This is a genomic window from Prosthecobacter debontii, from assembly GCF_900167535.1.
In the GTDB taxonomy this organism is placed as follows: Bacteria; Verrucomicrobiota; Verrucomicrobiia; order Verrucomicrobiales; family Verrucomicrobiaceae; genus Prosthecobacter; species Prosthecobacter debontii.
The window spans coordinates 1-25,213 of record NZ_FUYE01000023.1; the positions used below are offsets into that span (position 1 = coordinate 1).

General features: G+C 56.8%; 25 protein-coding genes. 17 read left to right on the forward strand and 8 right to left on the reverse strand.

Going from position 1 to position 25,213, the window contains the following annotated elements; genetic code table 11:
• The 9 genes from B5D61_RS22990 to B5D61_RS23030 all read left to right on the forward strand — a co-directional run.
• On the forward strand, positions 1-389 hold a 389-nt coding region (locus tag B5D61_RS22990; RefSeq protein ID WP_139373450.1), incomplete at its 5' end, for a transposase.
• A gap of 62 nt (positions 390-451) precedes the next feature.
• On the forward strand, positions 452-1,363 hold the full coding sequence (locus B5D61_RS22995; protein ID WP_078815795.1) for an alpha/beta hydrolase: 912 nt from the start codon (positions 452-454) through the stop codon (positions 1,361-1,363).
• A gap of 188 nt (positions 1,364-1,551) precedes the next feature.
• A complete protein-coding gene (locus B5D61_RS23000; protein ID WP_078815796.1) occupies positions 1,552-1,815 on the forward strand; it encodes a hypothetical protein in 264 nt (87 codons plus the stop codon).
• A gap of 114 nt (positions 1,816-1,929) precedes the next feature.
• Entirely contained in the window at positions 1,930-2,781 is an 852-nt protein-coding gene (gene bufB, locus B5D61_RS23005) for an MNIO family bufferin maturase (RefSeq protein WP_078815797.1), read from the forward strand.
• A complete protein-coding gene (locus B5D61_RS23010; RefSeq protein WP_078815798.1) occupies positions 2,753-3,697 on the forward strand; it encodes an HvfC/BufC N-terminal domain-containing protein in 945 nt (314 codons plus the stop codon). Before bufB ends, B5D61_RS23010 begins: the two co-directional genes overlap by 29 nt.
• Positions 3,694-4,164: a DoxX family protein gene (locus B5D61_RS23015; protein ID WP_245846592.1), complete on the forward strand. Its 471-nt coding sequence runs from the start codon at positions 3,694-3,696 to the stop codon at positions 4,162-4,164. Before B5D61_RS23010 ends, B5D61_RS23015 begins: the two co-directional genes overlap by 4 nt.
• Complete coding sequence (locus B5D61_RS23020) at positions 4,133-4,747, forward strand: RNA polymerase sigma factor (protein ID WP_078815799.1); 615 nt, start codon at positions 4,133-4,135, stop codon at positions 4,745-4,747. The genes B5D61_RS23015 and B5D61_RS23020 overlap by 32 nt, the downstream gene beginning before the upstream one ends.
• Before the next feature lie 10 nt (positions 4,748-4,757).
• Complete coding sequence (locus tag B5D61_RS23025) at positions 4,758-5,561, forward strand: hypothetical protein (protein WP_078815800.1); 804 nt, start codon at positions 4,758-4,760, stop codon at positions 5,559-5,561.
• Between the two features lie 65 nt (positions 5,562-5,626).
• Complete coding sequence (locus B5D61_RS23030; protein WP_078815801.1) at positions 5,627-6,364, forward strand: hypothetical protein; 738 nt, start codon at positions 5,627-5,629, stop codon at positions 6,362-6,364.
• Positions 6,365-6,476: 112 nt separating this feature from the next.
• Here the strand turns inward: B5D61_RS23030 and B5D61_RS23035 are convergent, their stop codons facing one another.
• On the reverse strand, positions 6,477-8,258 hold the full coding sequence (locus tag B5D61_RS23035) for a glycine--tRNA ligase (RefSeq protein ID WP_078815802.1): 1,782 nt from the start codon (positions 8,256-8,258) through the stop codon (positions 6,477-6,479).
• A gap of 235 nt (positions 8,259-8,493) precedes the next feature.
• Between B5D61_RS23035 and dtd the strand changes: the two genes are divergently transcribed.
• On the forward strand, positions 8,494-8,940 hold the full coding sequence (dtd, locus tag B5D61_RS23040; RefSeq protein ID WP_078815835.1) for a D-aminoacyl-tRNA deacylase: 447 nt from the start codon (positions 8,494-8,496) through the stop codon (positions 8,938-8,940).
• Positions 8,941-9,034: 94 nt separating this feature from the next.
• On the forward strand, positions 9,035-9,784 hold the full coding sequence (locus tag B5D61_RS26490) for a hypothetical protein (protein WP_176159630.1): 750 nt from the start codon (positions 9,035-9,037) through the stop codon (positions 9,782-9,784).
• A gap of 460 nt (positions 9,785-10,244) precedes the next feature.
• Here the strand turns inward: B5D61_RS26490 and glpX are convergent, their stop codons facing one another.
• On the reverse strand, positions 10,245-11,297 hold the full coding sequence (gene glpX / locus B5D61_RS23050) for a class II fructose-bisphosphatase (protein ID WP_078815837.1): 1,053 nt from the start codon (positions 11,295-11,297) through the stop codon (positions 10,245-10,247).
• A gap of 176 nt (positions 11,298-11,473) precedes the next feature.
• On the opposite strand from glpX, the gene B5D61_RS23055 reads away from it, so the two are divergent.
• Positions 11,474-12,994, forward strand: coding sequence for a sugar ABC transporter ATP-binding protein (locus B5D61_RS23055; RefSeq protein ID WP_078815803.1), 1,521 nt, complete (start codon positions 11,474-11,476; stop codon positions 12,992-12,994).
• A gap of 122 nt (positions 12,995-13,116) precedes the next feature.
• Positions 13,117-13,419, forward strand: a complete 303-nt coding sequence (locus B5D61_RS23060; RefSeq protein ID WP_078815804.1) for a hypothetical protein — start codon at positions 13,117-13,119, stop codon at positions 13,417-13,419.
• 92 nt (positions 13,420-13,511) lie between these two features.
• On the opposite strand, the gene B5D61_RS23065 is transcribed toward B5D61_RS23060, so the two are convergent.
• Together B5D61_RS23065 and B5D61_RS23070 are read right to left on the reverse strand one after the other, a co-directional pair.
• Positions 13,512-14,975 carry a class I adenylate-forming enzyme family protein gene (locus B5D61_RS23065; RefSeq protein WP_078815805.1) on the reverse strand — a complete coding sequence of 488 codons (1,464 nt, stop codon included), beginning with the start codon at positions 14,973-14,975 and terminating at the stop codon, positions 13,512-13,514.
• 14 nt (positions 14,976-14,989) lie between these two features.
• Complete coding sequence (locus tag B5D61_RS23070; protein ID WP_078815806.1) at positions 14,990-15,601, reverse strand: acyloxyacyl hydrolase; 612 nt, start codon at positions 15,599-15,601, stop codon at positions 14,990-14,992.
• 113 nt (positions 15,602-15,714) lie between these two features.
• Here B5D61_RS23070 and B5D61_RS26710 point away from each other — a divergent pair, with 113 nt between their 5' ends.
• On the forward strand, positions 15,715-16,350 hold the full coding sequence (locus B5D61_RS26710; RefSeq protein ID WP_217699053.1) for a L,D-transpeptidase family protein: 636 nt from the start codon (positions 15,715-15,717) through the stop codon (positions 16,348-16,350).
• Between the two features lie 19 nt (positions 16,351-16,369).
• On the opposite strand, the gene B5D61_RS23080 is transcribed toward B5D61_RS26710, so the two are convergent.
• The gene (locus tag B5D61_RS23080) at positions 16,370-16,969 is read right to left on the reverse strand and encodes a hypothetical protein (protein WP_078815807.1); all 600 of its coding nucleotides are present in this window, start codon (positions 16,967-16,969) and stop codon (positions 16,370-16,372) included.
• A gap of 77 nt (positions 16,970-17,046) precedes the next feature.
• Here B5D61_RS23080 and B5D61_RS23085 point away from each other — a divergent pair, with 77 nt between their 5' ends.
• Positions 17,047-17,724 (forward strand): hypothetical protein, encoded by a 678-nt coding sequence (locus B5D61_RS23085; protein ID WP_078815808.1) that lies wholly within the window; start codon positions 17,047-17,049, stop codon positions 17,722-17,724.
• Between the two features lie 18 nt (positions 17,725-17,742).
• Here B5D61_RS23085 and B5D61_RS23090 read toward each other — a convergent pair whose 3' ends face one another.
• Complete coding sequence (locus B5D61_RS23090) at positions 17,743-18,594, reverse strand: PEP-CTERM sorting domain-containing protein (protein WP_139373451.1); 852 nt, start codon at positions 18,592-18,594, stop codon at positions 17,743-17,745.
• A gap of 255 nt (positions 18,595-18,849) precedes the next feature.
• Between B5D61_RS23090 and B5D61_RS23095 the strand changes: the two genes are divergently transcribed.
• Together B5D61_RS23095 and B5D61_RS23100 are read left to right on the forward strand one after the other, a co-directional pair.
• Complete coding sequence (locus B5D61_RS23095) at positions 18,850-20,715, forward strand: ABC-F family ATP-binding cassette domain-containing protein (protein ID WP_078815810.1); 1,866 nt, start codon at positions 18,850-18,852, stop codon at positions 20,713-20,715.
• A gap of 100 nt (positions 20,716-20,815) precedes the next feature.
• Positions 20,816-22,219, forward strand: coding sequence for a Gfo/Idh/MocA family protein (locus tag B5D61_RS23100; protein ID WP_078815811.1), 1,404 nt, complete (start codon positions 20,816-20,818; stop codon positions 22,217-22,219).
• A 10-nt stretch (positions 22,220-22,229) separates the two neighbouring features.
• Here B5D61_RS23100 and B5D61_RS23105 read toward each other — a convergent pair whose 3' ends face one another.
• Both B5D61_RS23105 and B5D61_RS23110 read right to left on the reverse strand, forming a co-directional pair.
• Positions 22,230-23,777, reverse strand: coding sequence for a lipopolysaccharide biosynthesis protein (locus B5D61_RS23105; protein ID WP_078815812.1), 1,548 nt, complete (start codon positions 23,775-23,777; stop codon positions 22,230-22,232).
• Entirely contained in the window at positions 23,774-25,174 is a 1,401-nt protein-coding gene (locus tag B5D61_RS23110) for a hypothetical protein (protein ID WP_078815813.1), read from the reverse strand. The genes B5D61_RS23105 and B5D61_RS23110 overlap by 4 nt, the downstream gene beginning before the upstream one ends.
• Positions 25,175-25,213 lie beyond the last annotated feature (39 nt).

Consider the following 25,213-nt stretch of genomic DNA (forward strand, 5'->3'; position numbering starts at 1 on the left):
AAGAGCTCGACACGGTGCTGCAAGCCGTCAAAGGCGTGGGCACGCAGACCAGTCGCCAGTTGCTCGCAGCGCTGCCGGAGTTGGGCAAAGTATCGCGAGGGCAGATCGCGGCGCTGGCAGGCCTAGCGCCTTACAACCGGGACAGTGGCAAATGGCGTGGGCGGCGTTTTATCTCAGGCGGACGCAGCTGTGTGCGGCGTGTGCTTTACATGGCAGCGTTGGCGGCCAGCCGCCATAATCCAGAACTGAAGGTGTTCTACAAGCGTCTGAAGGAAGCCGGCAAGCCGTCCAAAGTGGCGCTGGTGGCGACGGCCCGCAAGTTGCTGATCCATCTCAATGCTATCCTCGCTCGCCACTTTAAAAAAACTTCTTCTAACACTTGCCTTTAACACAGTTACTCCATGACAATCCTCCGCAATCTTAGAGGAAGTCGGCACGTTCATGATAGCCCATGATGACTTTGCCCTTCCGCCTTCTGGTCCTCGCCTCACTTTGTTTTGCCAGCCTGCCCATGGTGCAGGGGCAGGCACCCGCTCCGGCATCCAAACCCGCGACAACGAAAAAACCGGACCCCGTGGATCAACTCGCGGCCAAGCTGACTCCCACGCGCACTCTGGTTTACAAGAAGCTGCCAGATCGCGAGTTGTCCCTGCACATCTTCGAGCCTGAAGGCCATAAGGCCGGTGACTCACGGGCTTGTTTCATCACCATCCACGGTGGTGGTTGGACCGGGGGCAACCCTCAGCGCATGTATCCTTTCGCAGCCCATTATCAGCAGCTTGGGCTGGTGGGCATCAGTGTGCATTATCGACTGCATTCAGCGAAAACCGGTGTCAGTGTCTTTGATTGCGTGAAGGATGCCCGCAGCGCGGTGCGCTATGTCAAACAGCATGCCCAAGAGCTCGGCATTGACCTGCAGAAGATCATTGTCAGCGGGGGCTCTGCAGGAGGTCATCTGGCTGCAGCGACGGCGATGTTCGATGACGTGAATGAAGCTGGTGAAGATACGGCTATCTCCACGACTCCAGCGGCTCTTGTCCTGCTGTTCCCGGTGATTGATTGCTCCAAGGAAGGTTACGGTCAGGCTAAGATTGGCGATTCGTGGAAGGAGATCTCTCCCGTGCATCAAGTGCGTGCAGGCCTGCCACCCACCATCACCTTTCATGGCACGGGCGATACGGTGACCCCCTTTGCAGGTGCCAAGGCCTTCCATGAAGGCATGCTCAAAGCGGGCAACAAAAGCGAACTTGTGGTGAATGAGGGCGGTGCGCACGGTTACCTCATGCGCGATAAGGCTCTGCTGGATGATTCCTTTACCCGCAGCGATGCCTTTTTGAAAGAGTTGGGTTTGCTGGCTAAATGACCGTTGGTTCCGGTAACAAAAAGTGTTTCGAAAAATGCAGAGCCTGATGATGGGCTCTGCGTTTTTTTTTGGGTTCCGCGGATCACGAAAAAGTTTTTTCGGCAAATTTGGAATAACGCATTCAAAACCCCTCCCACGTCTGTGTCCGAGGCGCTTGCCGAGGAGCAAACTTAAAAACAGACACAGACATGAGCAACAAACACATCATCGCAGGTGCAGCCTTGGCTGGCCTTTTCTCCGGTTCCTTCGCCGCCCAGGCCGCCAGCCCGGCCTCTGGTAAGACCTTGAATGCAGGCACCTCCATCCAGAAGATGGCGGATAAAGGCCAGCACGCCTGCAAGGGGCACAATGAGTGCAAAGGGCAGGGCGGCTGCAAGTCCGGCGACAACGGCTGCAAGGGGAAGAACTCCTGCAAAGGGAAGGGTGGCTGCAACACCATGCCCAAGAAGTAATCTGACGGAAGGAGCGGCACGGCAGGAGGCTCTGAGGGCTTCATCTGCCGTGCCCGCTTCACCAATAAGTTCCCGGGGATCACTCTGGGAATGAATCATGCCATACGTTTTGTTATGCCTGCTAGCCCCTACAACGGATATACAGATTACGGTGTCGGTATCGGTCTGCGTGTGCCGCATTACCGGCACATCTTGGAGAAGAAGCCGGTCGTGGACTGGTTTGAAATCATCTCCGAAAACTTCATGGTGGATGGTGGGCGACCTTTGGAGGTGCTGGAGGCGATTTTGGAGCAGTATCGGGTGGTCCAGCATGGCGTTTCTCTCTACTTCGGGAGTGCCGATCCGCTCAATCGTGAGCATCTGAAAAAGCTCAAACGTCTTGTGCAGCGCACCCGCACGCCATGGCTGTCAGACCATCTTTGCTGGGGGAGCGTGGATGGCAGCTACTCGCATGATCTACTGCCCATGCCTTATACATTGGCCGTGGCGAAGCACACGGCGGAGAAGATTCGGCAGGCTCGGGACTTTCTGGAGGTGCCCATCTGTGTGGAGAATGTGAGCAGCTATGCCGAGTTTCATCAGAGTGAGATGACGGAGTGGGAGTTCCTGGCTGAAGTGGTGGATCAAGCGGATTGCGGCATCCTCCTGGACGTCAATAACATCTATGTTTCGTCTCAGAATCATGGGTTTGATCCCTTTGATTACATTCGTGGTGTGCAGGCGGAGCGTGTGGGGCAGATCCATATCGCCGGACATTCCCGCTATCGGAAATTCATTTTAGATACGCACGATCATCCGGTGCCTGATCCTGTGTGGGATCTCTATGCGGAAGTCATACGCCGCTGCGGTCATACGGCCACATTGCTGGAGTGGGATGATCGCATCCCCAGCTTCGATGAAGTGCACCATGAAGCTTTGAAAGCCAATCGTTATCTCCATGACACACCCGCTCTCGTCTCCTGCTAGGATTGATCATCTGGATGATCTGCGTCAGCTACAGCGGCTGATGTCAGCGGCATTATTTCGTCCCCTCGCGGCGCGGGATCGCATGCAGTCGATCTGGGGAGATGGCCGGACGACGGAGGAAGTGGCGGCAGGTTTTATCAAGCCGAATGACCGCCTGACCGCCTTGGAGCGTCTGGAGATCTACAATCGTCAGTATTGGTTTCGTCTCCTGGATTGTCTCTATGATGATTATCCTGGATTGAGGAGCTTGTTAGGCTGGCGGCGGTTTCACCGGTTGTGTAGGGCTTATTTGACGCGTTATCCGAGCCGCTCCTGGACGTTGAGAAATCTAGGGCGTCAGTTGCCCCAATTCATCGAGGAAGCCCCGGAGTTGACCGCTCCGCGCACGGTGTTGGCTTTGGATATGGTTCGGTTTGAGTGGGCGCAGGTTCTGGCCTTTGATGAAGCTCATCTGCCGCCTTTGCGGGTGGATGATTTGTTAGGCAGTGATCCTTCCCAACTTTGTTTGGGATTGCAGCCCCACCTCTCGTTACTGGAGCTGAGCTCTGGCGTGGATGAATACTTCATGGCGGTGCGGAAGGAGAACGAGGAAAGGCAGCATGGCACCGCCAGCCAAGCGCATGGCTCCGCGCCGCAGCGTAGGTCTGCGTCACGTTTGCCTCAGCCCAAGCTCCAGTCCTTGCAGCTCGTCGTGTATCGTTATGACGCTCAGATCTACTTCAAGCGGATCGAGCGTGAGGCCTATCTGATTCTGCGTGCCTTGAGAGACGGGCTGCCCGTGAGCCAAGCCCTGGAAACGGCCTTAACCGAAGCGGATGCCTCGGCGGACTGGACCGCAAAGATTCAAAGCTGGTTCGAGATCTGGGCGGCTCTGGGCTGGTTTTGCCAAACCCCAACGAAACCTCTCTCCTCATGATGACCCTCCCTCAACTCTGGACGAATCTGAATCGCACGGTGGATCAAATCGCGGCCTACCTGCCGGACCCCTTGCTGCTGGGCATACGATTGTATTGGGGCTGGCAGTTCTTTGTGACGGGGAAGGGAAAGCTGATGAACCTGGAGGCGACAGCAGGGTTTTTTTCAGACTTGGGTTTGCCCCTCCCCAAGCTTCAGGCCCTGCTAGCTGGGAGCACGGAGTGTTTCGGCGGGTTGTTGCTGCTGGCCGGGCTGGCCTCGCGTCTGACGGCGGTGCCTCTCATCTTCACCATGGCGGTGGCGTATCTAACCGCGCATCGGGAGGTGGTGGTGGGGATCTGGGAGGACTCGGATGCCTTCGTGACGGCACCGCCGTTCCTCTTCCTTTTCGCCGCCGTGATCGTCTTCGTTTTTGGTCCCGGAAAGTTTTCTGCCGATGCACTCCTTCGCCGCCCAACCGCTGTTTGAATTTCTCCGCTTCGATTCTGTGCCTGAGATACAGTTTGACCGGAGAGCTCGCCCGCAGTCTGCTGAGGCACGCATGGCAGCCGCGCCTGACTTCAAGCAATTGATTGATGCCCACTACCAGGGCCTCTATCGCTTTGCTCAGAGTCTCTGCCGTCGGGAGGGGCTGGCGGAGGACCTCGTGCAGCAGACTTTCCTCCAATGGGCGCGCAAAGGGCACACGCTGCGTGATGTCAGCAAGGCCAAGACCTGGCTTTTCACCACGCTTTATCGGGAATGGTTGGCCATCGCACGCCAGGAGCAGAAGCATGAGCATGTGGAGTTTGAGCCTGAGCTCCACGGGACTCAGGACGAGCTGCCAGATGAAGAGCCTCCACCGGTGGATTCAGCGACCCTGCATCGGGCGCTCGGGGCTTTGGATGAGCATTATCGCGTTCCGCTGGTGCTTTTTTATCTGCGTGAGCTAAGCTATCGGGACATCGCTGAGACCTTGGGGCTGCCGATTGGCACCGTCATGTCCCGCTTGTCTCGAGCGAAGGATACCCTGCGGCGAATACTCCAGCAAACCAAGGACGTAACTGAATGAATCCCCTCGTATGACCCCCGAAGAAGCCAGACTCCACCTCGATGCCTGCACGCTGCGCCCCGGCGATGCAGATGCCGAGGCGCGTGCGCTCTCGGGTGGCGATCCACAGCTGCAGGCCTGGGTGGAAAAGCGGACAGCTACCGATGAAAAGATGGCCGATGCCTTCCATGCGGCGCCGGTGCCGTCTGGGCTGAATGATCGTTTGTTGGCGGCCATGATGGCAGAGGTGCAGGCTGGAGAGGCCCCCGCTGCCGCAGCACCTTTAGAGAAAGAGAAGGGGGCGCCTGTCGCCTCCATGTCTTGGCTTGCCTTAGCGGCAGCCTTTACCCTCAGCGCTTTGGGCTTGTGGTGGGTTTTACAGCAGCCTCCCGCCTGGCAGGGGGAAGCACTGGCGATTGCCAAGGGACTCAGTGCAGGCACGATCTCGCTGGATCAAACTTCCCCTGAATATGCCCAACTGGTGGCTGCGCTCCAGCCCACAGGCGCACCCACTCCCGCAGGGCTACCCACCGATCTCACAGCGCTTTCGACCCTGGGCTGTAAAGTGATCGAGATCAATGGCCAGCCCGCCTCGGTCATCTGCTTCATGTTGGCTCCGGGCAAACCGGCGCATCTGATCACCTTCCAGGCGCAGGGTGTCTCAGGGGCTCCCCGAAATGAAACGCCGCTCTATGCCGTGAATGGAGACTGGCATTTGGCTTCCTGGCGCGCGGGGGATCGAGCTTACTTTTTGGCGACTCAGGCTGATGAGGCGAAACTCAAAGCTTTGTTTGCCTGGATGGACTCCCTTTCATGGGTCAAGCACCTCGCCTGAGGGCTGCTGGAAGATGATTTTCCGTCATATCGGGATCTCTGCGACGTTGGTATGCAGGTCACATCATGATGAAATTCGCTTCTGCCCTGGGTCTGTTCCTTTGCCTGTCTGTTCTCTCCGCTCGATCCGCCGATGAGCTACCGACGCTCATGACCACGCGTGGTAAGTTGCTGGTGGACCAGGATTTCTCGCAGCCCTTGAAGCCTTTCGATGGAGTCTCCAAGGGGTTCGCCAGCGGTTTCTCGGGCTGGCGCTGGAATGCGGTGCCTCGTGGTGGCAAGTGGGCGGTGGAAAACGGGGTCTTTACGGGGCGTGAAACCACCGAAGTGAAGCATCCGGCGACTGCCTCTTATGGAGTGCTTTTCAAGAATGTGGTGATCCAGTGTGAGGTGCGCATGAACAACGTGCCTTTGGATGGCCGCAAGTATCGCAGTCTGAGCGTGCGCACGGTGGATGCTAAAGACTACGTCTGCAGCATCCATATGAATGAAGGCGGCTTTCGCATCACCAAGGATGATAACGACCACGGTGGCCCGGACAAATCGGTGCCGCTGGGCGAGTTCAAAACCCCGCTCAAGCTGGATGAATGGCACACCGTCGTGTTCGAAGTCCTCGGCGAGGAAATGGTGGGCACCGTGGACGGTCACAGCCTCACGGGCACCCATCCGCTCATCGGCACGGACAAGCACAGCATCATGTTCGTGATGGGCGTGGAAGGCAGTGTCCGTCACTTCAAGGTCTGGGAAGCCCAGCTCAATCCCGAGTGGGCGAAGAACAAGGCGAAGCTGATGGAGACGGAGTGAAGAAAAGGTGAGGCGGCCACTCTTGGCCGCCATCAATCTTGTTGCGGTCAAGAGTTGTGCATAGCTCTTGACCGCATTCGAACTTCATTGCGGGCAAGAGTGCCCGCATCACTTAACTCACCGCAGCCAGCAACTTCGGCAGGAGGTCGCTGATTTTCACGCGCTCCTGTTCACCGCCATCGCGGTGACGCAGGGTGACGGTGTCTTGAAGCTCAGGGCCTTTTTCACCGAGGGTTTCGAAGTCGATGGTGATGCCGAAAGGCGTGCCGACTTCGTCCTGACGGGCATAACGACGACCGATGGAGGCGGTTTCGTCGTAGAAGCAGTTCATGTGCTTCTTCAGCAGGGCATAGACTTCGCGGGCCTTGGCGACCAGCTCGGGCTTATTCTTCAGCAGCGGGAACACACCGACCTTGATCGGGGCTACGCGTGGGTGGAAGCGCAGCACGGTGATGATCTCCTTCTTGCCTTTGTCATCCACCTTCTCGGTTTCATTGAAGGCATTGGCGATGATGGCTAGGGCCATGCGGTCCAGCCCGGCGGAAGGCTCGATGACGTGCGGGACGTAGTTGCCTTTGAAGAGACGCTCGAACCAAGCGCGAACGTCGGCTTCGGGCATTGGTTCGCCTTTGACCTTGGCCTGTTCGGCAGCAAGGCGCTTCTGGATCAACGCTTCTTTTTGTTCGGCGGTGAGCTTGGCGGCAGCGTTCTTGAGTTCTTCGTCGAAGACTTCCTGCGTCTTGCCACTGTGCTTCTGGTGCTGGCTGAGGTCGAACTCGCCACGGGCGGCGATACCTTCCAGCTCCTCGGTGCCGAAGGGGAAGTCGCAGAGGATGTCCACGCAAGCACGGGCATAGTGAGCCAGATCTTCTGGGGTCTGCCAATAATACTCCAGCACACCGCCGAGGCCGATGCTGTCGTAGAACTTGGTGCGCTGATCGACCCAGTAGCGGTGCCAGAGATCCCAGCCCCAGTTGGCTTGAGGTTCGCTGAGGTCAGCACCTTCACTCCACTGAGCCACTTCACCGGAGATGATCTCCACGGCTTCATCGGGCTTGATGAAGAACTCGAGCTCCATCTGTTCGAACTCGCGGCTGCGGAAGGTGAAGTTCTTCGGTGTCACCTCGTTACGGAACGCCTTACCGATCTGGCAGATACCGAACGGCACCTTCATGCGGTTGGAATCAAAGACGTTCTTGAACTGGGCAAAGATGGCTTGGGCCGTCTCTGGACGCAGGTAGGTGACATCGTCCTCCGTGGCGGTTGGGCCAAGGTAGGTCTTCAGCATCAGGTTGAACGGACGCGCAGGGCCGAGTGCACCACCGGTTTCGGGGTGGAAGTCGATGCTTTTCTCGACGGTGTCGCCTTTGGCTTCGCCTAACAAGACGATCTCTTCAGGCTTGCCTGCGGCTTCACCGGCATTGGAGGCAATGAGGGTGCGCACACGCTTGCGCAGGCTCTCGATGTGCTCGCCTTTCTTCATGAGCACAGAGATGACACGATCCAGTTTCCAGCCTGTCGGGGCCTCAGCGCCGGTGTAGTTCATGATCACACCTTCCTGGGGATCTACATGGTCGGCACGCACGCGTTTGTTGGTCAGGGAGCACTCGCGCATGAGATCGGCGAAGGTATCCACGTGACCGCTGGCCTTCCAGATGGCGGGATTCATGAGGATGCTGGCATCCAGACCGAGGACGTCTTCACGTTCACGGGTCATGGTCGTCCACCAGGCGTTGCGCAGGTTGCGCTTCAGTTCAGCACCGAGGGGACCGTAGTCCCACACACCACCGCAGCCGCCATAGATCTCGCTGCTTTGGAAGATGAAACCGCGGCGCTTGCAAAGAGAGACGATTTTCTCCATGAGAGCGGTGTTGTTCTTGGCGTCGGTGGACATAGGGTTGGATGACGAATGACTGAATGACGAATGCCAATGAGCACCCTGGATGGGCACGATCGGCAAGGGGGCGGGTAAGGAGCGCGAGAGCGGCCGTTTAGCAAGGGAAAGCTGGTGTCAGAAGGGCAGTTATGACGGGATTTCACGAGGCAAATGACGGAGAACGGTGTGTCGAGACGTGGTGATGCCATTTGCACCCCGCTTTAAGCACGCTAAAAAGCTCGATTTCCCTCCCATGCGTGCCCTTATCCAACGTTCCCAAGCTGCTTCTGTCACCATTGATGGTCTGGTCACCGCCAGCATTTCTCACGGTTTGGTGGTTCTGTTAGGCGTGGAGCATGAGGACACGGTGGAAGATGCGGAGTGGCTGGCGGCGAAGATCCATCAGATGCGTATCTTTGAAGACGAAGAGGGAAAGATGAACCGGAGTGTCAAGGATGCCGGTGGCAGTGTGCTCGTGGTGAGTCAGTTCACACTTCATGCGAGCACGAAAAAAGGTAACCGACCTAGCTTCATCCGGGCTGCACGGCCTGAGGTGGCGATCCCGCTGTATGAGCACTTCATGCAGGTGCTGGAGCGAGAGGTGCCCGTGCAACGAGGCGTCTTTGGGGCCGATATGAAGGTGGCCTTGGTCAATGATGGACCCGTCACAATTTGGATGGACTCAAGGGCTAAGGAATAACCTATAATGAATAATAAAATCAATTTCGTGTTGCACGGGCTTCTGTTGCCTCCAATTTCATCCCTCCTCGAACTGAGATCTCTTCATCACTTCTATGCGCCGTCGCTCCAACCCCCTTTCTGAACGCAACATCAAACGCATCGACACCCGTAGCGATGCTTCCAAGCAGACTCACGGCTTCCAGGTGTGCATCTCACGCAATGGTTCCCTGCACACGAAGCATTTCTCCGACAGTCTCTATGGCGGCACCAAAGGCGCTCTGAAGAAAGCCCGTGAATACCGCGATGAGCTGCTGGGCGAAATGCCTGAGATCGAAGCCAGCCGTATCGCGCATACTTCCAACGCCAAGAACAAGAGCGGTCATGTCGGTATCTCCTACCGCAAATACAAGACTGCCAAGGGCAAGGTCACCCGTCTGATCGCCGTCTCCGTGCGTGCTGAGAAAGGCAAGACCGTCTCCCGCGTGTATCGCTACACCAAGGACACCCACGATCAGGTCCTGGCGGAAGCCATCGCTTTCCGTGAAGATCTCCTCAAGCAGCGTCTCGCCCGTGAAGGTGGCGTGACGGGTATCGTCAAGGCCAAGGCACCGAAAGCCTCCAAGACGGCTCCTGCTGCGGCTGCTAAGAAGGCACCTGCCAAGAAAGCTGCTGCGAAGAAGGCTGCCAAAGCCCCTTCTAAGAAAGCCGCTCCTGCGAAGAAGGCTCCGGCCAAGAAAGCCGTGAAAGCTCCAGCCAAGAAGGCTGCTCCTGCGAAAAAGGCTGCCGCAAAAAAGGCCCCAGCTAAGAAAGCGGCTCCTGCGAAAAAAGCGGCGAAGAAAGCTGCGAAGAAAGGTAAGCGCTAAGAGTTAGGCAGGGATGATCCCTGTTTACTTTGGATTCAAAATATCAGCGGGATGAAGGCTTCGACCTTCATCCCGTTTGTGTTGAGTGACTTACTTTAAAATCTACTGGATGGTTATGCTGGTTTCCCAAGTGGATGCTTCGTTGACGAATCAAGGCTTGGTCTTTCAAGCCCAACGGGCTTGTGTCTTTCAGCCCAGGGTTGGATCAACCCTGGGGTATAGCATGAACATCATTTGGGTGAAGTGAGAAGCCTGGAGGGCTTCCGTCCATGGCTGAGAGACGACGCGTGGAGTGAGTGATCCTAACAACCGTGGAAGGAACCCCCGAGGGGGCACCTCTGGTTGGATGTTTGTTGATCGAATTTCCCAGGGTTCTAAGAACCCTGGGCTTAATGACACAAACCCGTTGGGTTTGATGACCGATACGGGAATGACGTTAACGACCTTTTGGGAAATAGGTCTAGGCATCCCGCAAAGGCACCACCTTGCGTGTGAGGTCATGGCTGGCGTGAATATGACGCACGGTGCCGCTACGGGCACGCATGAGGATGCTGTGCGTCTCCACTCGGTGGCCGATAAGTTTTACGCCAGGGAGCAGGGGACTGTCACTGATGCCGGTGGCGCAGAACAGGGCGCTTTCACCCATCACGAGGTCATCGCAGCGGAAGATTTGCTCCATTTCTTCACGGCTTGTCGTGGCCGCCACTTCAGCGCGGTGCTCTTCGGTATGGAACCACATGCGCACATCCATATCGCCACCCAGGCATTTCAGCGCGGCTGCGGCCAACACGGCTTCAGGGCTGCCGCCCATGCCCATGTAGAGATCCACACCGCTGTCTGGCAGGGAGGGCGCCACCGCGGCAGTGATGTCGCCATCGGTGATCATGCGCAGGGCGGCCCCGCAGGAGCGCACTTCCTCGATAAGGCCTGCATGACGTGGGCGGTCCATGGTGACGATCACCACATCACGCACGTTTTTCCCCAGAGCCTCTGCGACAAAGGCGAGCACTTCCTTCATGGGGCGATCCAGCAAGGATTGATCGCCCTTTTCTTGCAGCGAACGTTTGACCGCAGGTCCATAGGCCAGCTTGTGGCTGTAAAAGCTGGGGATGTTCTTCATGGCGCTCGGCGCACCTTCCGGCTTCTGAGCGGCGGCGATGACGGAGATGCTGTTGGGCGTGCCTTTGGCAATGTTGGTGGTGCCATCAATGGGGTCCAGCGCGATGTCGAAGCGCGGGCTACCGTTTTTCCAGGTGCCGAGATGCTCTCCCACGAAGATTCCTGGGGCGTTGTCCTTGATCCCTTCACCAATGACGACCTCACCACGGATATCGAGAATATCGAAAACGCCATAGATGGCACTGCATGCAGCGGCATCGGCCAGTTCCTTCTCTCCCCGGCCTAACCAGTGGATGGATTGCAAAGCGGCGTTTTCAGTGGCGCGAACGAATTCGAATTCGAGAACTCGCTCGAGATCCAGCGGGCTGCGAAGGGGCGGAAGATCAGTGGACATGGTGGGTTGGTGGAACAACAAGAAGCAATCTAGGGAGTTTGCCAAGGCTGGACATGTTTCAAATCCAGCAAAGGCTATTCAATTTCCGGCAATGCGGAAGGCAGGTGCGATGAAAATCGAAGGGACGATAAACTTATGCTCTTGGCAGGAACCAGTGACTTTGGCAGGATGCCCTCATGATCCTCTCCGCTCAGCATCTGACCAAGAAATTTCCCGGTGTCATTGCCCTGAAAGATGTGTCGTTTGATCTGAAGGCTGGGGAGATTCACGCGCTGTGTGGTGAGAACGGTGCCGGTAAGAGCACGCTGATCAAGTTGCTCTCAGGGATCCACCCTTACGGCAGCTATGAAGGGCGCTTTGAGGTGAACGGTCAGGAGGCTCAGTTTCGTGGTATTTCAGATGCGGCGGAGGCGGGCATTGCGGTCATTTACCAGGAGCTGGCCCTGGTGAATGAAATGACGGTGGCGGAAAACATTTTCTTGGGCTGTGAACCCCGCCGCTTGGGTGGATTTGTGGACTGGCCCAAGATCTATCGCGAGGCCAAGGTCCTGCTGGATCGGTTCAAGGTGGATCTGGACCCCGCTGCTCGTGTTGGGTCTTTGGGCGTGGGTCAGAAGCAGTTGGTGGAGATTGTGAAAGCCCTGTCGAAAGACTCCAAGATTCTCATCCTGGATGAACCCACGGCGGCTCTGGCTGAGCATGAGGTGCTGATTCTGCTGGATATCCTCAAGGATCTCAAAGCGCGTGGCATGGCCTGCGTTTACATCAGTCATAAGCTGGATGAGGTCTTTGCCATCTCGGATCGCATCACCGTCATTCGGGATGGCAGCAGCATCATCACTCAGGAGGCCAAGACCATGACCAAGGCGGAGGTCATTCAGCACATGGTAGGCCGGGAAATCACAGATCTCTTCCCGCGTCGGGCCAGTCAGCCGGGATCACCTGTCTTAACCGTGCAGGGGCTGAATGTGGCTGATGAGCAGGGTGGTAGTCGACTGCACGACATCAGCTTTGAGCTGCGGGCAGGGGAGGTGCTTGGAATCGGTGGCCTCATGGGCGCAGGGCGCACGGAACTGCTCATGCATCTCTTTGGGGCGTGGGGGAAACGTCTTTCGGGTCACGTGGCACTGGGGGGACGCAGCTTGGATGGATTGAATCCTTCACAGATCCTCAAAGCGGGGTTGGCTCTGGTGAGCGAAGATCGCAAGCGTTACGGCTTGGTGCTGGAGCAGGAGATCGGTTTCAACATGTCCCTTTCATCCCTGGACCAGTTCAGCCGACTGGGTTTTGTCAATCGCAATCAGGAGACGGTGCGTAACCAGGAGTATTTCAAAAGCTTGCGCGTGAAGGCTACCGGCCTTGAGGCGATTGTCGGGCGCCTATCGGGCGGCAATCAGCAGAAGGTGGTGCTGGGCAAGGCCCTCATGACCGGGCCAGAGGTGGTGATGCTGGATGAACCCACACGAGGCATCGATGTGGGTGCGAAGCTGGAGATTTATGAATTGATCAATAAGCTCACCGCAGAAGGGAAAGCGGTGCTGCTCGTCTCCAGCGAGCTTCCTGAATTGATTGGCATGAGTGATCGCATCTTGATGCTGAATGAAGGTCGGATCGGCGGCTTCTTCACCCGTGCAGAAGCTACGCAGGAGCGCCTGATGGAAGCAGCGATGGGACAGCAAGCGACCGTGGGAGTTTAGCGGTCTTTGCAAGCGAGGAGGAAGTTCGGTGCACGCAGATCACCTGTCGGGCGCGAATCTTCAATAGCTCAGGGTTCTCCGGTTCATACGGAGAGCCTGGAGCCATCAACCCCACTTACATTATGAAGACAACCATTCTTACTCTCCTCGCCGCTGCTTCCGTGTTTGCCGTCAGTTGCAACAAGGAAAAGGCCGCCATTGAAGATCGCAAAGAAGCCACTCAAGAAGCTATCGAAGCACGGAAAGATGCCGTGGAGAAAGCTGCTGAGCAGGCTAAAGAAGAAGCCGATGTGAACGCCAAGATCGAGAAGGCTAACATCGAAGCCAACAAAGAAGCGGCTCAGGCCCAGGCTGAAGCTGACAAAAAGGCTGCTGAAGCTGCCGCCGAAGCCCAGAAGGCTGCTGTGGACGCCAAACAGCAGTAAGCCGTAGCCGTTAGCGTTACGATTCTAAAACAACAATCCCCACGTCCTCGGTCTAAGCTGAGGCGTGGGGATTGTCGTTGGATAAATCACGGTTAGGCCCGCTTCAGCTTGCCGCTGGCCGTCAGCGGCAGTTCCTGAGTGACGGTAAAGATGAGCGGGATCTTATACCCGGCCAGATGAGCGCGGCAGTGATTGCGCAGTTCCATCGTCGTCGGGGCACCTTCTGGACTCGGGATGTAGCGGACAATGGGCACCTCCCCATAGAGAGCATGCACACGTGCTTCGACGAGAGAGCGCTGCACCTTGGGGTGGGAGTCGATGATGCGCTCCACCTCTTCAGGGAAGACTTTCATGCCGCCCACATTGATGAGTGTTTTCTTGCGCCCGCAGATGGTCACCCGGCCTGCGCTGTCGCGTTTGCCCAGGTCACCCGTGGCGAACCAGCCCTCGGCATCGACGACTTGCGCACGCAGCATCCAGGGGTCGAGATAGGCATCGAACATGCCTTTGCCACGCAGGCAAATCTCCCCGGCTTCTCCCTGGGGAGGTTCCTTGCCCGAATCATCCTTGAGGAGACACTCATAGGCACTGAGGGGAAGGCCAATGGCTTCAGGGGCCTCTTGAGCGCCCGTCAGATTGAGCACGGGTAAACCCAGCTCAATGATGCCCAGGCCCTGCACGAGGTCACGCCCGAAACGAGTGCGGAACTTCTCGGCTGTGGCCGCATCCAGAGCCGCTGCGGTGGCGACGGCGAGACGCAGCGCGGTCCATTCACCCACGGGCGGGGCCTCCACGAGCTGACGGTAGTGCACGGGGCTGCCATACATGACGGTGGCCTTCTGCTCGGCACCTGCACGCAGGAGATCTTCACCGAGGTGCGTTTCCTCAATGATGGTCGTGGCTCCGTGATACAGGTAAAGCACGATGGAGACGGCGAAGTGATGCGCCATGGGCAGCACCCACAGGACACGATCTCCCGGACCGATCTGCAGCCCCTCATTGGCGGAGGTGATGCGCTCCAGCAGGGACTCGTGAGACAGCAGCACGCCTTTGGATTTGCCCGTGGTGCCGGAGCTGAATCGGATGAAGGCTGGATTGATGCCTTCGAAGTCCGCGACAGGGAAGTTCGTTGTTGCGGCTGGTAGACGCTGGATTTGCACTTTTTGTTCGGCCAGAGTGAATTCGCCGACTTTCACACTGCCTTCGGGCAGCCAAGTGGCGAGGGGTTCTGACACGAGCACGTAATCCAGTGCCGTGCGGGTAGCGAGATCACGCTTTTCCTCCTCCGCCAATTCATCGGGAATCGGCACGAAGCAGGCTCCTGCAGTCAGGGTCGCCAGGGCCAGCGGCACATAGTCTAGGCTGCTGGGGAAGTGCACACCGATGCGCAAGCGGTCAGGCCGGGACGCATCACGCGGTGCATGCTGGCGGATCGCGTCCGCCATGGCATCACTTTGCTTGAAGAGGTCTTGATAATTGAGCGTGCGGTCTTTCTGGACCAACGCGACCGCCTCGGGCGTCGCACGTTCACGGATGGCTTCGACAATGCTGAACATTCTTCGTCTCGATCTTAGAAATCCCAGGACACACCCATGGTAAAGCCTGCGGAGTTCAGGCCAGGGTTGGGATCAGTCGCACCCCGGTTGGAAAGGTGCTGGAACATGGCACCGACACGGAAATCCACTTTTTCCGTGACTGCAAACGACACGCCGGCCGCAGCAAACCAGTTGTAGGTGAGGTCTTGACCTTGGCCACCGGTCACACCCTGGGAGTCGATCCAGCCCAAGCCACCGCCGATCTGACCGTAGATGGACCAGGTGCCGTCCGGATTCCAGAACTCCAGGGAAGGGGCGGCCATGAGACCGAAGTAGTGGTTCTCTGGTCCCTGTGTGATGGCCTGACCAATGGCGGCGAAACGGCTGCGCATCACGATGGCGGCACCGCTGTTAAAGACATGATGAAGCTGGTAGGCTGGGCGCCAAGACAGGATGACCGGAGCGATCTCGTAATCCAGAGGTGTATCACCGCCGATTTTCCACAGGTAACCGGCCTCCAGATCAATGCTGTTTTGCTGCCAAGGCTTCAGCATCTCATGCTGAACCGTGGGGCTGATGGCCGGAACGGCCTCCCCGGCGAGTGCTGCCGAGGCCAAAAGTGAAAGCAGGGGAAGGAGGATCTTCATGCACGCCCATGAAGCCACGGAGCAAGCTCAGATGCAAGAGCAGGATGCAGATGGAAACTTCTCCGTAAAAAGAGGCTATCTTCCTGCTCTGCTCGTAGCATTCCTTTTCACCTATGATGTTTGTTCGCTTGATACTTCCTGGCTTGTTGGCGCTCGTGACGCTGGTTTCCAGTTGCTCCACCCAGGGGTATTATGGTCCCTCTTATTATGGGCAGAATCTCTTCCGTTATGGCAGGCAGGGCGTGCACACCGTCGGGCGGCTGCCAGGGCGATTTATCAATGCCATACGAGGTGACGGCTCCTTTTGGTATGCAGACGAGATGTATGGGCGTCCCTCCATCATGATCAATCTAGGTGAACAAATGGTTTACCTCTACAAAGGGGGGCAATTGGCGGGTGGTTCGCCCATTTCCTCAGGCTCAGAAGGCTACGATACCCGACCCGGGCGTTACAAGGTGATCGAGAAGGATATCGATCACAAATCCTCCATCTACGGGGATTACGAGGACATGTATGGCAATGTGATCATGACCAATATCGACAATCGCAAAGATCGTCGTCCTCCAGGCACGCGATTCGAGGGCGCGAAGATGTATTACTTCATGCGCATCTACGGCGGCGTGGGCATGCACCAGGGCTATCTGCCGGGGTATCCCGCCAGCCATGGCTGCATCCGCCTTCCGGGGCACATGGCGGAGAAGTTTTTCCATGCCTGCCCCATGGGCACTCCGGTGACGGTGGTGCCGTGAGGTGAGCGCGAGACTTCGTTTACTTGGCTGAGCTGAACACGGTGTAGATCAACACGGCTGGCAGCCCCAGACAGGCACTGAAGAGTGCCCAATGCAGCCCGCTGATCCGACGGGGAGCGGCCTTGGCCAGGATGCTTTCACTGCGGGAGGGACCCACGATCTGGGCCATCACCTCGCGGGTCACATCCGTGCCTCCACGCCCATTTTTCCAGAGGACATATGGGGTAAAAATGAACCCGAAAGGAATACCCCACCACCCTAGCAACAGCGACAGGATGCTGTAGCCAGCGGCACGGCTCACACCGGATTTGCTGGAGCGCAGGTAATAGATGTCACTGCTGCGGGTGAAAGTCATGATCATGACGGAGATGCAGTAGTGATGAATGACAAAGCGGCCTCCTTTCAGAATGTCCTGCTCGATGTCACGCAGCATCAGGCCCTCCGTGCCGGGGAAAACGCTCTGGCCGGACACGAGAGGACGGTCGAGGTAAGCATCGAGATCCGCTTGGCTGAAGCTGTCGCTGGGAACGGATGGCTCCTGAACCGCGTCCATGCGGCTCCAGATTTCAGAGGCCGTGGCAGGTTGAGAGGTAGGCAGGGCAGGTGGTAAAGCTGACATGAGGACTGAAATTTTCTCAGATAGATCAGAAAAAGGCTTGCTTGTAAATGCGGATTTAGGATGGGGTGAAAAGTTACATGAAATCTACGCTCGACTCCTCTCCTCACTACGGATTCATCCAACTCGGCTGCCTAGGCTACATCATTGCCATTGCGCTGATTTTAGGTGGCGGTCAGGGTGCCTACACCGCGCTGAAAAACCGTGAGCCGTTGCGGATGACCTTCAAGGACTACCATGAGCAGCGTCCCTCAGCTGAATGGGTGAGCCTTTCCGAGGCTCAGCTCAATCTCACGAACAGTGCGTATGTCACCGCCAGAACGTCTGATAAGGTGAAGGAGGTCTATATCGCGGTCGAGGCGATGGGGAATCGCGAAGACAAACCCGCTTGGGTTCTACTGGAGTCCGACAATCAGGAATTGATTGATCTGATGAATCAGACTTCGGCGAAGATGAACGCCTTGAAGTCTCCTGCGGAGATGACTCCAGAACTCGTGCAATCCCTTTTCCCCGCACGCCAGATTAGCGGCCTCGTTCAGTTCGGGATGGAGTCAGATTCTAAAACGAGAGACAAACTGGCGAAGCTGGACCTCGCTTTGGAGAAGGAATTCGTCATCATCAAAGAGGGGGATGAACCCAATCTCATGAGCAGCCTCATGATGCTGGTCGGTGGTTTGGTTGTGGGTATCTTCGCGTTGAGGGAAAGAAAAAAAGAGCCCCCTCCGCTACCTCAAGCCCCCAATCTGCCGCCGATGTAAGCCAACGGGGCTCGGCTTTTAGCCACGTCGTGGCCGCTGACGTCTGAACACGAGCGCGGTCATGGCTAAGCCAAGAAACAACAGACGCGAAGGCTCTGGCACCACCGAGGTGCCCGTGGTGATCTCGATGCTGCCGATGGAGAAGGATTTGTAACCTGTCGGCGTGCCGGTGGCTCCAGAGTTTTGCACCGCCATGAGGAGCGCGGAAGATCCATCGTTGCCTGTGCCCGTCCCCCAAGTATCGACATCGCCGAGGGACCAAGTGCCCGAGTTATCATAGAGAACGTCCGAACCTGAATAAAGCACCAGTGCCCAAGTGGAGTCGGTGACGGAGAGGTCAAAACCGGTGATGGCGCTGGAGAAGCTGCTGGCCGAGGCGGTTAGGCCGTTGGGATCACCTGCGGTATTGTTGAACTTCGTGCCCAACCTGAAGCCCGTGCCATTGCCATTGATCTCCAGAGCGAAGGCATCGTTGGTGCCGTAAAACGAACCCAACGTCGAAATCAGACCGAGGCGAAAGCGGCCCACATTGGCACTTTCATAGGTTTCGGTGCCGAACAGGGCAAACTCGCGCACGGAGACATTCACCTGCGTGGTGAAGGGATTGATGGCGGAATTGACCGGCGTAGAAAAATTCGACGAAGAAGAACCTCCGCTAGCGGTAGTGCTGACGGTGAGCAGGCCGCCAGATTCCGTGACTGCAGCGCCGCTGTAGCCGGTCCAGTTACCCACCGTGGTGCTGTCTGGCACGGCCTTGTCTCCATTGACGAAGCTATCTTGGAGTAAAACGGCGGCGTCACTAGGGACAGTCCATCCCAAAGCTAAGGCGAGAAGGCAGCAAGTGGTGGTAAGACGGAATGTGGAAAGCATGGAGAACACGGAAAAAAGCAGAGCATGAAGCACCTCGGCACGGGAGTACCAAGATCCGTCATGAACTGGTTGGGACACGGGATCGCTCGGGTTTAAAGAATAAACGCCGGACGCTCGTATTTGGTTGGGGAGTAGGCTGCTCAGAATCAAGAATCTGAAGCGGCTTGTAGAAGGTAACGACCCGACCCCGGACAGTCTTACACATCGTCATGTCTTGACTCCCGCCTCACGTCGAGGCACAGAGTGCGCCCCCTCATGCTCTCTGTTTCCAATGTCAGTAAAACCTACGCTGGCCGCACGCTTTTCAGCGCGGTGTCGTTCCACATCAACCGTGGGGAAAAAATCGGTCTGATTGGGCCCAATGGAGCCGGAAAGTCCACTCTGTTTTCTCTCCTCCTGCGTGAGAGCACGCCAGACGATGGCCTAGTGACCATGGAAAAGGGGCTGGATTTTGGTTTCCTCCCCCAGGAGAGCGCCCCCATCGACGACGTCACCGTGCTGGAACTGGCCACGAGCCACGTTCATGAGCACAGCCGCTGGGAGGCCGAGCCAAAGGCCAAGCGCATCCTCAAAGGGTTGGCGTTTCGTGAGACCGATTTTGATCGCAATGCCCGCACCCTGAGTGGAGGCTGGGTCATGCGTGCGCACCTAGCGCGGTTGTTGGTGCAGGAGCCGGATCTGCTGCTGCTGGATGAGCCGACCAACCACCTGGATTTGGAATCCCTCATCTGGTTCCAGGAATACCTACAGGGTTATCCAGGCGCCATCCTCATGATCTCGCACGATCGTGAATTCCTGAATGCATTGACTGACACGATCCTGGAAATCGCGCACAGTAAGGTGAATCGGTATCGCGGGAACTACGATGACTACCTGCGCGAGAAAGCGGCGCGTGAGGAGCAGATGCAAGGTGCGTTTGAAAACCAGCAGCGAGAGATCGCCAAGCTCCAGCAGTGGGCGGATCGCTTCAAAGCCAAGGCCAACTTTGCCTCCCGTGCACAGGACAAGCTGAAGATGATCGACCGCATGGAGAAGCTGGAAGGTCCTGCCACAGCGGCGAAGACGGTGAAGTTCCGTTTCCCTCAGCCCCCTCGTAGTGGCCAGCGCGTGCTGACCATGAAAGGCCTGGACTTCGCGTATGGTCAGACACCGGTTTATCAAGGTCTGGACTTCGAGGTGGAGCGCGGTCAGCGCATTGTCTTGGTGGGGCCTAACGGCGCGGGTAAATCCACGCTCTTGAAACTCTTGGCCGGAGCTTTGCAACCCCAAGGCGGTAAGCGCGATCTCGGGCATAACGTGAAGCTGGGTTACTTCGCTCAATATCGCGGTGATGTGCTCAACATGCGCCACACGGTGCTACAGTCCGCCATGGATCTGCCCAGCCGCCCAGGCGAGAACCTCTGCCGCACTTTGCTCGGTTCGTTTTTGTTTCATGGCGATGATGTCTTCAAGCCTGTGGGCGTCCTGAGCGGGGGTGAAAAATCTCGACTCGCTCTAGTGCGCTTGTTGTTAGACCCGCCGAATCTGTTGCTGATGGATGAGCCAACGACGCACTTGGACATGGGCAGCATCGACGCTCTGATCAATGCCTTGGAGGACTTCGAAGGCACCCTGGTATTCATCAGTCACGATGTGCACTTCATCCGAGCCATGGCGCGAAGCGTGATCCACATCGCCGGCGGCGTGCTCACACCTTACGCGGGGGATTATCAATACTTCCTGGATAAGACCAAGGCCACCTCGGCCCGTGAAGCATTGACGGCCAGCCTGACCAACAGCCAGCCTGGAGCCTGGGAAGCCCCCAAGAAGAGTTACAACGCTCCCAAATCCAAGGAGCAAAAGCGATTGGAAGCGGAGGCGCGCAACGCCCGAGCCAAAGGTCGAAAGGACTTGGAGAAAACCGTAACCCGTATTGAGGAAGAACTCGCGGCTCTGGACACCCGCAAACTGGAACTGGTCGCTTTGCTGCAAGATGGCGCAACTTACGCAGACGCGGCGAAGTTTAAGGCCCTCACCAAAGAACTTGAGGAAATCGAACCTCGGATTTCGACGAAAACGACCCAATGGGAAAAGGCGGCGGAAGAACTCGAGGCCTTGATCGCTAAAGAGGCTGCGGGATGAGACGCATGAATCATCAAAGCGAGGGCTTCTCTTTCCGAAAGGGAAAAGTGCCAGGTAAAGTGAAGCGCAAGACATCTTAAAACGGGGCCGTTCTTTGCCCATGTCTTCAGCGCGTTCCTCTCGTCGGCAGTTTCTGACTCAAAGTACACTCCTGGCTGGCGTCTTGGGTTTCCCCGCTATCGTCAGTTCACGCTCGCCGAATGCCAAGCTGAACCTCGCCTTTATCGGTGTCGGTGGGCGTGGCGCTGCCAATATCCAGGCCTTGGTCGGCACCACGCTGTATCCCAAGAAACCGAAAGAGGGAGAGCCTGTTCCCGTGCCTCAAGAGCCAACGGAAAACGTCGTGGCCATCTGCGATGTCAATGGCCTGAACCTGGACAAAGCTGCCTCGGTTTTCACCAAGGCCAAGCCTTATCGAGACTTCCGGAAGCTGTATGAGGAGTGCAAAGACTTCGATGCCGTGGTGGTTAGCACTACAGAGCACACGCATGCCTATGCCACTCTGCCGGCTCTGCGGATGAAGAAACCGGTTTACTGCGAAAAGCCGCTGACACGAGATGTGGCTGAAGCTCGGCTCATCACGCAGGCGGCGGCTGCGGCAGGAGTCGCCACCCAAATGGGCACGCAGATTCATGGCCTGCCTAACTATCGCCGTGTGGTGGAACTCGTGCAAAGCGGGGCCATCGGGCCTGTGCGTGAAGTGCATGTCTGTGTCTCCCGGGCTTGGGGGCTGCAAAGCCAGGAGGAAGCCACGGCCAATGGCGATATCGTGCATGTCACGGAACGGCCGAAAGAAGAACAGACACCGCCCCCCTATTTGGATTGGGATCTCTGGCTGGGCCCTGCGCCCTATCGTCCCTATCATGAAGTCTATTTCCCTGGGCCCAAATGGTATCGCTGGTGGGATTTCGGCAATGGCACGATGTCCGATCTCGGCAGTCACTGGAATGATCTGCCATTCTGGGCGCTTAAATTGGATGCACCGTTGAGTGTCGAGGCCTCAGGGCCTGAACCTCATCCTGAGATCGCCCCGGCAACGATGTCGGCGGTGTATGAGTATGGCCCACGTGGGGAGATGCCTGCGTGCAAGGTTCACTGGCATCAAGGAGCGACCCAACCAGAAGTGTGGAAAAACGATCCCTTCATCGGCACCTGGAAGAATGGCGTTCTCTTCATTGGCGACAAAGGCATGCTGCTGTCGGACTACAACAAGCATGTGCTCCTGCCTGAAGCCGACTTTAAAGACTTTCAACGGCCCAAGCCTTTCATTGCCGACTCACCAGGACAACACATCGAGTGGCTGAACGCGATCCGAAATGGCACACCGACTGGCAGTCCCTTCAGCTATGCCGGTTCGCTGACCGAAGCAAACCATCTGGGCAATGTCGCCTTCCGCGCGGGTGGCAAGATCCTCTGGGATGCCAAGGCCATGAAGATCACCAACAACGAGGCCGCCAACCGTTTCCTGAGCCGGACTCCACGAGCGGGTTGGAAGCTGGGGTGAGCGAATGGCCTTATGCATTGACGGCAGGCCGCGGCCTTTTGAAAAGGATCTCATAGCCTGTCAAAAACCAACGTTTCTCCTCTTTACCCAGCAGACCGAGAGCGAGGAAGGTGAAGAACACGACGGCCAATAACACGATGGCCGAGGCGATCTCCGTGTAAGTGGCCATGGCTGCTCCCAGCCACAAATGAGTCGATAAAATAGCCGGACTGAGTAAAAGAGAGCTTTTGAGCAGCGGTTTCCAAAGACTTTCCCACACCACCAGACGGCGGGGGAACTCGGTCTGCGTGATCACCAGCCACGGGATAGCGATGCCGTAGAGAAGGGTCATTTCAACGAAGGTGGCAATAGCTGCGCCCACCATGCCGAAATTTTGCACCCAGAGAACGGTGAGCAGTAGATTTAAAAGGATACCGGCGAGGCAAGTGAGAGCCAAGGGACGATGCCGAGCGAGGCTAATCAACAGATGACGAGAGGGAATCTGGGTGGCACATAGAATATGTGGGATGATCAAATACAGAAGGACGGGAGTTGCTTCCTCGGCTTGAGCTGGCACCCATCGTTTTAGAAAGGCGGGGCCCGTGGCCCAAAGGATACCTCCCCCGATCACTGCTAACTGTGCTGAAATGCGTGAAGCTGCGACAAAACTCTGTTTTAACCTTTCTCGATCACCGGCCCCATCGAGTTGGCTGAAGGTGGATAAGAGCTGTGCGCCGACGATGGCATAGGCTACCTCATAGAAAATGTAAGCCAATCTTTGGCCTAACGAATAGATGCCAGACATCGCGCTGCCGAGAAAGGCGGCGACGATGAAAAGATCCGCCCCACTGAACCCGCTGCGGATGCGCTCCGAGGTGGTCAGCACATAGCTCCACCGTGCAAAGACGAGCAATTCACGCGCTTTCGCCCGATTGACCCAGGGCCAACGAACAAGACGAAAAAAAGCCCGATCAAAAAAGAAGAACAGGATCAATTCACCGAGCGCCCCTAGGGCATGAATCCAGGCTACGGTCTCGATGCCACGGCCATTTGACAAAGCCCATGCAACCGAGGGGGTGGTAATCAGCAACCTCATGATGGAGGCGAGGGCTATAAGATCACGCCGGAGCTGGCTTTGCAGGTGTAGCATCAGCGGTCGGCCCAACCAGAATGTCAATGACGTGACCATGAGGGCGATAACGACGTTCCGGGCTTCACCGAGTTCATGTGATTCCTTGAGAAACCATGGCAGACCGAACCAGGTGACGACGCCGGCGATTTGGGCTAAAACACCGATGATGAACATGCCCGCTGTGCCTGTGCTAGCACTGCGACATAGCTCCTCGGTATTGCCTTGACCGATGGCACGTGAAAGGAAACGTGGCATCGAGGTGCATAACCCTAGATCTAACAATACGAATTGGGTGAAGATCGAGGTCAGCAGTCCCCACAGTCCGTAATTCGTTTCTCCCAGATAGTTGAGCATCCGGGGGGTCAGCCATAATGCGCAAGTCAAACGAATCGCTTGCTCAACCACATGCATGGCTGATCCTTGCACGATTTTTGGCAGCAAACTCATGAACGCGGTTTTCTCGAGGCGAGGGGTGGTGCTTGTGAAAGTTGGCTGGCCAAAAGTTCGCCGATGCGGCGAGAGCCTTCCTGGTTCAGATGCGTGTCTAAAATGGGGTTATAAACGAGCGTACCCTTTTCTGCGGCCTCTCGGAGAGTCGGATAGGTATTGATGAAACTGACACCGTGTTTTTGACAGAGTGCCTGGACAAACTCGGGTAAAGTTCCCGGTTGCCAAACCCGTGCTGAGGGATCGGTGCGAGACGAAAATCTGATCAATCCGTGATACGTGCGATTGTTAGCGGGGATGTAGAGTAACCAAGGCCTAAGTCCCAACCGCTCTGCGGTTGCAGCCCATTTGGCGATCGCACTTTCCAATGCCGCTTTTTGTTGTGGCGTCATTTTTTCGGGATCTAGCGGGGTCGGGCTAGGTCTGAGCGTGATGGGGTGTTCTTTTCCGGCCGCAACGAGCCAAGCGTCCTGATACTGCTGGCCTGGGGAAGGTGACCAATAGGCCTTGGCAAGCTGATAGGCGGCCATTGCGAGGGAACTCTGTGGCGGAGACTCTCTTGATGGGCGTTGCCCAGTCGTTTGATACCGCCTCAGATCTTCCATTTCGTGTTCCGTATCGCGCACATCATTGCCGTCATAAAACGATAGAACGGCGTGGCGTGTGGAAACACTTTTACCGAAGCGATTCAGAAATTCGCTGTGGGAGAGCAGTCCTGTTTCACAAACACCGAGGTTACGGATGGGTTTGCCTAAAAGACGAGCGGCCTGACTGGTGAAAATCTGATCGAAAGGTAAGGAACCGGATTCGACAAACGAGTCGCCTGCGACGACGATATTCCAGTCATTGAGATCAGGTGGATTGCGGAACCCATCCCGATCATAACTCAGGGTGATGGCCGCTTCTTCAGCATAGGCATTATCGAGGCCATGCTTGAGCCGGAGCAAGGATTGGAGGGGCTTGCCAGTCCAGGTGAACGGCCCTCCTCTCTGGAAGTAAACATCGCCCAAAGGTTGCTCAGCCATGCGAAAGCAGGGAGGGTATTCGGCGCGAGAGTCAGTGGTTTGATTGAAGTCGAAACCGATGATGCGGAAGGCGATCTCGGCGGCACCTAACATGACGGCGAACATCAGGCAGTTACCCGCGATCAGGCGGAGATTTGACAGGATTGGGCCATGGGGCAGTCTGACCGCTAGCACGCCTTCCAGTAGCGCTGTCATCACGATGCTGCAACCGAGCCAAAATGGGATGGATTGAGCACTGGGCCGCAGAATAGCTAGCAATGCGAAACCACAACCAGCCATCAAGATGGCATGAATAATCAGAACACGCCGCCCGCTCCAGCCTGTGACCTGACGGGATGAAAATGAACGGACGATGCCAGTCAAATCAAACATAGTGTCAGGCCTCACCTATCGTGCTTTTAGGTTGATGGG